The sequence below is a fragment of the Streptomyces sp. 8L genome (assembly GCF_020176795.1).
GTDB lineage: Bacteria > Actinomycetota > Actinomycetes > Streptomycetales > Streptomycetaceae > Streptomyces.
Genome location: NZ_JAIUKE010000400.1, coordinates 1 through 6,236, shown reverse-complemented (window position 1 = coordinate 6,236; position 6,236 = coordinate 1). Strand labels below are relative to the sequence as shown.

General features: G+C 73.2%; 5 protein-coding genes. 2 read left to right on the top strand and 3 right to left on the bottom strand.

What is annotated here, in order from left to right; translation table 11 throughout:
• Window positions 1-453: 453 nt before the first annotated feature.
• Genes LCE31_RS28515 through pdhA form a run of 3 tightly spaced genes read right to left on the bottom strand, consistent with a single transcriptional unit; the run spans window position 454 to window position 4,517 of the window.
• The gene (locus LCE31_RS28515; RefSeq protein WP_225019238.1) at window positions 454-1,989 is read right to left on the bottom strand and encodes a dihydrolipoamide acetyltransferase family protein; all 1,536 of its coding nucleotides are present in this window, start codon (window positions 1,987-1,989) and stop codon (window positions 454-456) included.
• Window positions 1,990-2,002: 13 nt separating this feature from the next.
• On the bottom strand, window positions 2,003-2,983 hold the full coding sequence (locus LCE31_RS28510) for an alpha-ketoacid dehydrogenase subunit beta (RefSeq protein ID WP_225019236.1): 981 nt from the start codon (window positions 2,981-2,983) through the stop codon (window positions 2,003-2,005).
• Window position 2,984: 1 nt separating this feature from the next.
• On the bottom strand, window positions 2,985-4,517 hold the full coding sequence (gene pdhA, locus LCE31_RS28505; protein WP_225019234.1) for a pyruvate dehydrogenase (acetyl-transferring) E1 component subunit alpha: 1,533 nt from the start codon (window positions 4,515-4,517) through the stop codon (window positions 2,985-2,987).
• 341 nt (window positions 4,518-4,858) lie between these two features.
• Here pdhA and LCE31_RS28500 point away from each other — a divergent pair, with 341 nt between their 5' ends.
• Together LCE31_RS28500 and LCE31_RS28495 are read left to right on the top strand one after the other, a co-directional pair.
• A complete protein-coding gene (locus LCE31_RS28500; RefSeq protein ID WP_308042322.1) occupies window positions 4,859-5,518 on the top strand; it encodes a response regulator transcription factor in 660 nt (219 codons plus the stop codon).
• Window positions 5,519-5,734: 216 nt separating this feature from the next.
• The gene (locus tag LCE31_RS28495) at window positions 5,735-6,199 is read left to right on the top strand and encodes a pyridoxamine 5'-phosphate oxidase family protein (RefSeq protein WP_225019230.1); all 465 of its coding nucleotides are present in this window, start codon (window positions 5,735-5,737) and stop codon (window positions 6,197-6,199) included.
• The last annotated feature ends 37 nt before the right edge of the window (window positions 6,200-6,236 follow it).

Here is a 6,236-nt window from a genome sequence, read left to right as displayed (position 1 = left end):
GCGCGCTCGAAGCGGCCGCCCCCCGGACTGTGCGCCGGCGGCACGTCGCGGCGGGCGTGTGGACGCGCCGCGGTGCCGGCACGGCGCCGTCCCGCACGGTGCGCCGCGGTCCGGACTCCGGGTCCCCGCGGCGCCCCCTCTCCCGGTCCTGACGGACCTCCGCGGTGCGCCCTGCTCGAACAAGTGTGGCGAGCGGCCGCCCGTGATGCCACCGAATATCCGGTTACGGCCCAGACGCCGCTTCCGGCGTGCGGCGCGCGCGGACGCCGACGGCGCCGGCCTCCGCGCGGGGCGGGAACCGGCGCCGACGATGGGCGCCCCGCGTGCCGGAACGGCGGGACACCGGCCGCTCGGGGCCAGGGTGATCAGGCCCGGTCGGGCCGTGCGATCCGGGGCGTCGGGCCCGAGCGATCGGGCCCAGGTGATCGGGCCCAGGCGACCGGGCCCAGGTGATCAGGCCCAGGTGATCAGGCGCTTCGGCTGTTCCAGGACGGCCGCGACGTCCGCGAGCACCTTCGAGCCGAGCTCGCCGTCGACCAGCCGGTGGTCGAAGGAGAGCGCCAGCGTGGTGACCTGGCGGGGCTTCACCTTGCCCTTGTGGACCCAGGGCTGCGGCTTGATCGCGCCGACCGCGAGGATCGCGGCCTCGCCCGGGTTCAGGATGGGCGTGCCCGAGTCGATGCCGAAGACACCGACGTTGGTGATGGTGACGGTGCCGCCCTGCATGGCGCCCGGCGACGTACGGCCCTCGCGGGCGGTCGCCACCAGCTCCGCGAGCGACTCGGCCAGCTGCGGCAGCGTCTTGTCGTGCGCGTCCTTGATGTTCGGCACGATCAGGCCGCGCGGGGTGGCCGCGGCGATGCCCAGGTTCACGTAGTGCTTCTGGACGATCTCCTGGGCGGCCTCGTCCCAGGCGGCGTTGATGGCGGGGTTGCGCCGGATCGCGACGAGCAGCGCCCGTGCGATGAGCAGCAGCGGGTTGACCCGCAGGCCCGCCATGTCCGGGTCCGCCTTCAGCTCCTCGACCAGCTTCACGGTGCGCGTCACGTCGACCGTGACGAACTCCGTGACGTGCGGGGCGGTGAAGGCGCTGCCGACCATGGCCGCGGCCGTGGCCTTCCGCACGCCCTTGATCGGGGTCCGGGTCTCGCGGGCGCCCGCCGCCACCGCGGGAACGGCCGGTTCGCGCTCCGGCTCCCGCGCCGCCTCGTCCGGGGCCGCGGGGGCCTCGGACGGCGCGGAAGCCGCCCGGGCAGGCTCCGGCGCGGGTGCCGCGGCCGCGCGGACGTCCTCCCGGGTGACGATCCCGTCGGGGCCGCTCGGCGCGACCGCCGCCAGGTCCACGCCCAGGTCCTTCGCCAGCTTGCGTACGGGCGGCTTGGCCAGCGGCCGGCCGCCGGCCGGCTGCGCGGGCGGCGGTTCCGTGGCCGCCACCGGCTCCGGTTCCGGCTCGGGCGCGGCCCGCGGGGCCTCGGCCGTGGCGGCCTGCCCGGGCACGCCGCCCGCCGGACGCCGCGGACGGCGCTTCGTGTACGACTCGGAGACGCCGTAGCCGACCAGGACGGGCGTACGGGCCGGCGCCGAGGCCGTCGCCACGCCGTTCGCGGACTCTTCCGTACCGGATGTACCGGATGTACCGGAAGCGCCGGATGTACCGGAAGCGCCGGCCGCGTCGGACGCGCGCGACGCCTCGGGCGCCGCCTCCGGGGCGGCGGGACCGGCGCCGCCCGTGTCGACCATGATGATCGGGACGCCGACGTCGACCGTCGAGCCCTCATCGAAGCGCAGCTCGCGCACCACCCCGTCGTACGGGATGGGCAGCTCGACGGCCGCCTTCGCCGTCTCCACCTCGCACACCACCTGGCCGTCCGTGACGGAGTCGCCAGGTCCCACGTACCACTTGAGGATCTCGGCCTCGGTGAGGCCCTCGCCCACGTCGGGCATCTTGAACTCGCGCAGGCCCGCGGCTGCGGACGTGTCAGTCATCATCGTGCGGCACTCCTCAGTACGCGAGCGAGCGGTCGACGGAGTCGAGCACCCGGTCGAGGCCCGGCAGGTACTCGTCCTCGAGCCGGGCCGGCGGATACGGGGCGTGGAAGCCGCCGACCCGCAGCACCGGGGCCTCCAGGTGGTAGAAGCAGCGCTCCGTGATCCGGGCCGCGATCTCCGCGCCCGAGCCGTAGAAGACCGGTGCCTCGTGCACCACCACGAGCCTGCGCGTGCGCTCCACGGACGCCTGGAGCGTGTCGAAGTCGATCGGGGACATCGACCGCAGGTCCACGACCTCCAGCGACTTGCCCTCCTCGGCCGCCGCTTCCGCGGCCTCCAGGCACACCTTCACCATCGGCCCGTACGCGGCGAGCGTCAGGTGCTCGCCCGAGCGCACGACCTTCGCGCCGTGCAGCGGTCCCGGGATCGCCTCGGTGTCGACCTCGCTCTTGTCCCAGTAGCGCCGCTTCGGTTCGAAGAAGATCACCGGGTCGTCGGTCTGGATGGCCTGCTGCATCATCCAGTACGCGTCCGACGCGTTCGAGGGCGAGACGCACTTCAGGCCCGCCACGTGCGCGAACAGCGCCTCGGGCGACTCACTGTGGTGCTCGACCGCGCCGATGCCGCCGCCGTACGGGATGCGGATGACGACCGGCATCTTCACCGTGCCGAGCGAGCGGGCGTGCATCTTCGCGAGCTGCGTGACGATCTGGTCGTACGCGGGGAAGACGAAGCCGTCGAACTGGATCTCCACGACCGGCCGGTAGCCGCGCAGCGCGAGCCCGATCGCCGTGCCGACGATGCCGGACTCGGCGAGCGGGGTGTCGATGACCCGGTCCTCGCCGAAGTCCTTCTGGAGGCCGTCGGTGACCCGGAAGACGCCGCCGAGCTTTCCGACGTCCTCGCCCATGATCAGGACCTTGGGGTCGGTCTCCAGGGCCTTGCGGAGCGACTCGTTGATCGCCTTCGCGAGGGGGAGTTTCCGGCTGCTCATGTCACTTGCCTCCCTCGGTGCCGGTGCCGGTGCCGGCCGGGGCCGCGGACGCGTCGGACGGCGCGTCGTCGAAGGACGCCTGGTACGCGGCGAACGCCTTGCGCTCCTCGTCCACCTGCGCGCTGCCGTCCGCGTAGACATGGTCGAAGACCGCCATCGGGTCGGGGTCGGGCATGGACCGCACGGTCTCGCGCACCCGGCGGCCGAGGGCCTCGCTCTCCTCCTCGAGAGCGGCGAAGAACGCGTCGTCCGCGTGGCCCTCCCGCTCCAGGTATCTGCGCAGCCTGAGGATCGGGTCCTTGGCGCTCCACGCCTCCCGCTCCTCGTCGGAGCGGTACTTCGTCGGATCGTCGGAGGTCGTGTGGGCGCCCATGCGGTACGTGAACGCCTCGACCAGCATCGGGCCCGCGCCGCCCCTGGCGTGTTCGAGGGCCGCGCGGGTGACGGCCAGGCAGGCGAGGACGTCGTTGCCGTCGACCCGTACGCCGGGGAAGCCGTAGCCGCGGGCGCGCTGGTAGAGCGGTACGCGGGTCTGGCGCTCCGTGGGCTCGGAGATGGCCCACTGGTTGTTCTGGCAGAAGAACACGACGGGCGCGTTGTACACCGCCGAGAAGGTGAAGGACTCGGCGACGTCGCCCTGGCTGGACGCGCCGTCGCCGAAGTACGCGATCACGGCGGAGCCCGCGCCGTCCTTGGCCACGCCCATGGCGTAGCCGGTGGCGTGCAGGGTCTGCGAGCCGATGACGATCGTGTACAGGTGGAAGTTGTTGCTGTTCGGGTCCCAGCCGCCGTTGTTGACGCCGCGGAACATCCCGAGCAGGTTCACCGGGTCCACGCCCCGGCACCAGGCGACGCCGTGCTCGCGGTACGTGGGGAAGACGTAGTCGTCGTCGTGCAGCGCGCGGCCGGAGCCGATCTGGGCGGCCTCCTGGCCGAGCAGGGAGGCCCACAGGCCCAGCTCGCCCTGGCGCTGGAGCTGGGTGGCCTCGCCGTCGAAGCGGCGGGTGAGCAGCATGTCGCGGTAGAGGCCGCGCAGCACCTCGGGCGTCAGGTCGGCGACGTAGTCGTCGTAGTCCGGACGGGCGACGCGCTCGCCCTCGGGGGTGAGCAGCTGGACCGGCTCGTCGTCGGGGCGCCCCGCGGTCCCGGCCGCGGCTCCGGCGTCCGTACCCGCGGTGCCGCTGCTGCCCCGGGTACGGGACCCCGCGGCGGACCTGCCGCCCGGGCCGGTGCTCTTCGCGGACCTGCCCGTCCGGGAGCCGCCGCCGGTCTTCGCGGACTTCGTGCCCTTCGCCGGCCCCGCGGCCCTGCCCGTCTTCGCCGGCCGCGCGGACTTCGCCGGGCGCGCGGACTCCTGTGCCTCGGAAGTCCCCGCGGACTCAGGCGCCTCGGAAGTCTTCGCGGCCCTCGCCGCCTCCGCCGTCCCTGCGGGCCCGGCCGCGCCCGCGGCCCGGGTCGTCTTCGCGCCCGCCGCGGCGCTTCGGGCCGTTGCGCCGCTTCGCGGCTTCCGCGCGGTGGTGCTCTCCACGGTCACGTGCGTGTCCCTCCGTCTTTCCGGCCACCCGGGATCTGCCGGGTACCAGTGCGGTTCCGTCCGGCTCCTCCGGCCGCACGGGGTGTGTGCGGGAACGCGAAGGCCCCAGACGTGACAGGTGCCCCGGCGAGCACCTTTGAAAGGCACGTTACCCAGAGTGCAGCACGACTGTGAAACCCTGCTTGACCAGCGATTTTCCTTGGATTTCCAAGTAAATCGGGGTGACAGGTCGACAGCGGCTGGTCAGGGCGTCGTGAACAGCCTCGCAGGCCGCCGGGACAACGGCACGTTATCCCGGTCCCTCGGCGGCAGGGAAGAGGTGGATGTGTGACACTGCGACTGTGGAAGAAACGGATAAAATCACCGTATTCCTGCTGGATGACCATGAGGTCGTCCGCAGGGGCGTCTACGAGCTGCTGTCCGTGGAGGACGACATCGAGGTCGTGGGCGAGGCGGGCACGGCGGCGGACGCGCTGGTGCGCATTCCGGCCACACGCCCCGACGTCGCGGTCCTCGACGTGCGCCTGCCGGACGGCAGCGGGGTCGAGGTGTGCCGGGAGATCCGCTCGGGCAACGAGGACATCCACTGCCTGATGCTGACGTCCTTCGCGGACGACGAGGCGCTGTTCGACGCGATCATGGCCGGGGCCTCCGGCTATGTGCTGAAGGCGATCCGCGGCAGCGAACTGCTCGCTGCCGTACGGGACGTCGCGGCCGGCCGCTCCCTGCTCGACCCGGTGGCGACGGCGCGCGTGCTGGAGCGGCTGCGCGACGGCAACAATCCGCGTACGAACGACAAGCTCTCGAACCTGACCGACCAGGAGCGCAAGATCCTCGACCTGATCGGCGAGGGCCTGACGAACCGGGCGATCGGCGAGCGCCTGCACCTCGCCGAGAAGACGATCAAGAACTACGTCTCGGGGCTGCTGTCCAAGCTGGGCATGGAGCGCCGCTCGCAGGCGGCGGCCTACGTCGCCCGCCTCCAGGCCGAGAAGCGCTGACGGGAGCGCTGGCGCACGACCCGGCCCGGCGGCTCCCGGGACACCGCTCCCGGGACACGGCTCCCGGCGGCTTCCCGGGACAGCGGCATCGGGGCCGCCTCACGGACGGGGCCCTGCGCGGAGGTCCGCGCCGTCGCGCGTTTCGGGACCTACGACCCGGCATCTCGGGGCGGTCTGCCCTGTCGGAGCGGCGGCCCGGTGACGCAGGGTGGTGGCATGCCGACCGAAGCCCCTGACGCGACCGAGGCCACCGCCCTGCTGGCGCGCGTCCCGTACGGAAGGCTCGCGGCGACCCTGCGGGCCCTGCCGTTCGTCGCGCCCGCCCGCCATGTCGTCCTGCCGGGCGCCCTGCTGCTGCGCATGCACGCGGGGCTCGGCTACCACCGCGCGTGCAGCGGCACCGTGGTCGCGTACGGCGCGGACAACCTGACGCCGGCGAGCGCCGAGCAGGCCGCGGGCTCCTTCTGGTCGGTGCAGTGCATCGGCACGGCGACGATCGTGCGGCCCCCGGGCGAGGAGCGCGCTCTGTTCGGCCCGACGCCCCCATCGGCCGACGGCGAGCCGTTCGAGCCCGTATACCTGCGGCTCGTGCCGGAGTTGACCACGGTCCACCGGTTCGGACCCAGCTCGGACAACAGCGGAGAGCGACACGGTCAACACGTAGCGTCAACTATCATCTGAAGGGTGCCGCGCTCATGTGCCCTCGCCCCGCCCGCCG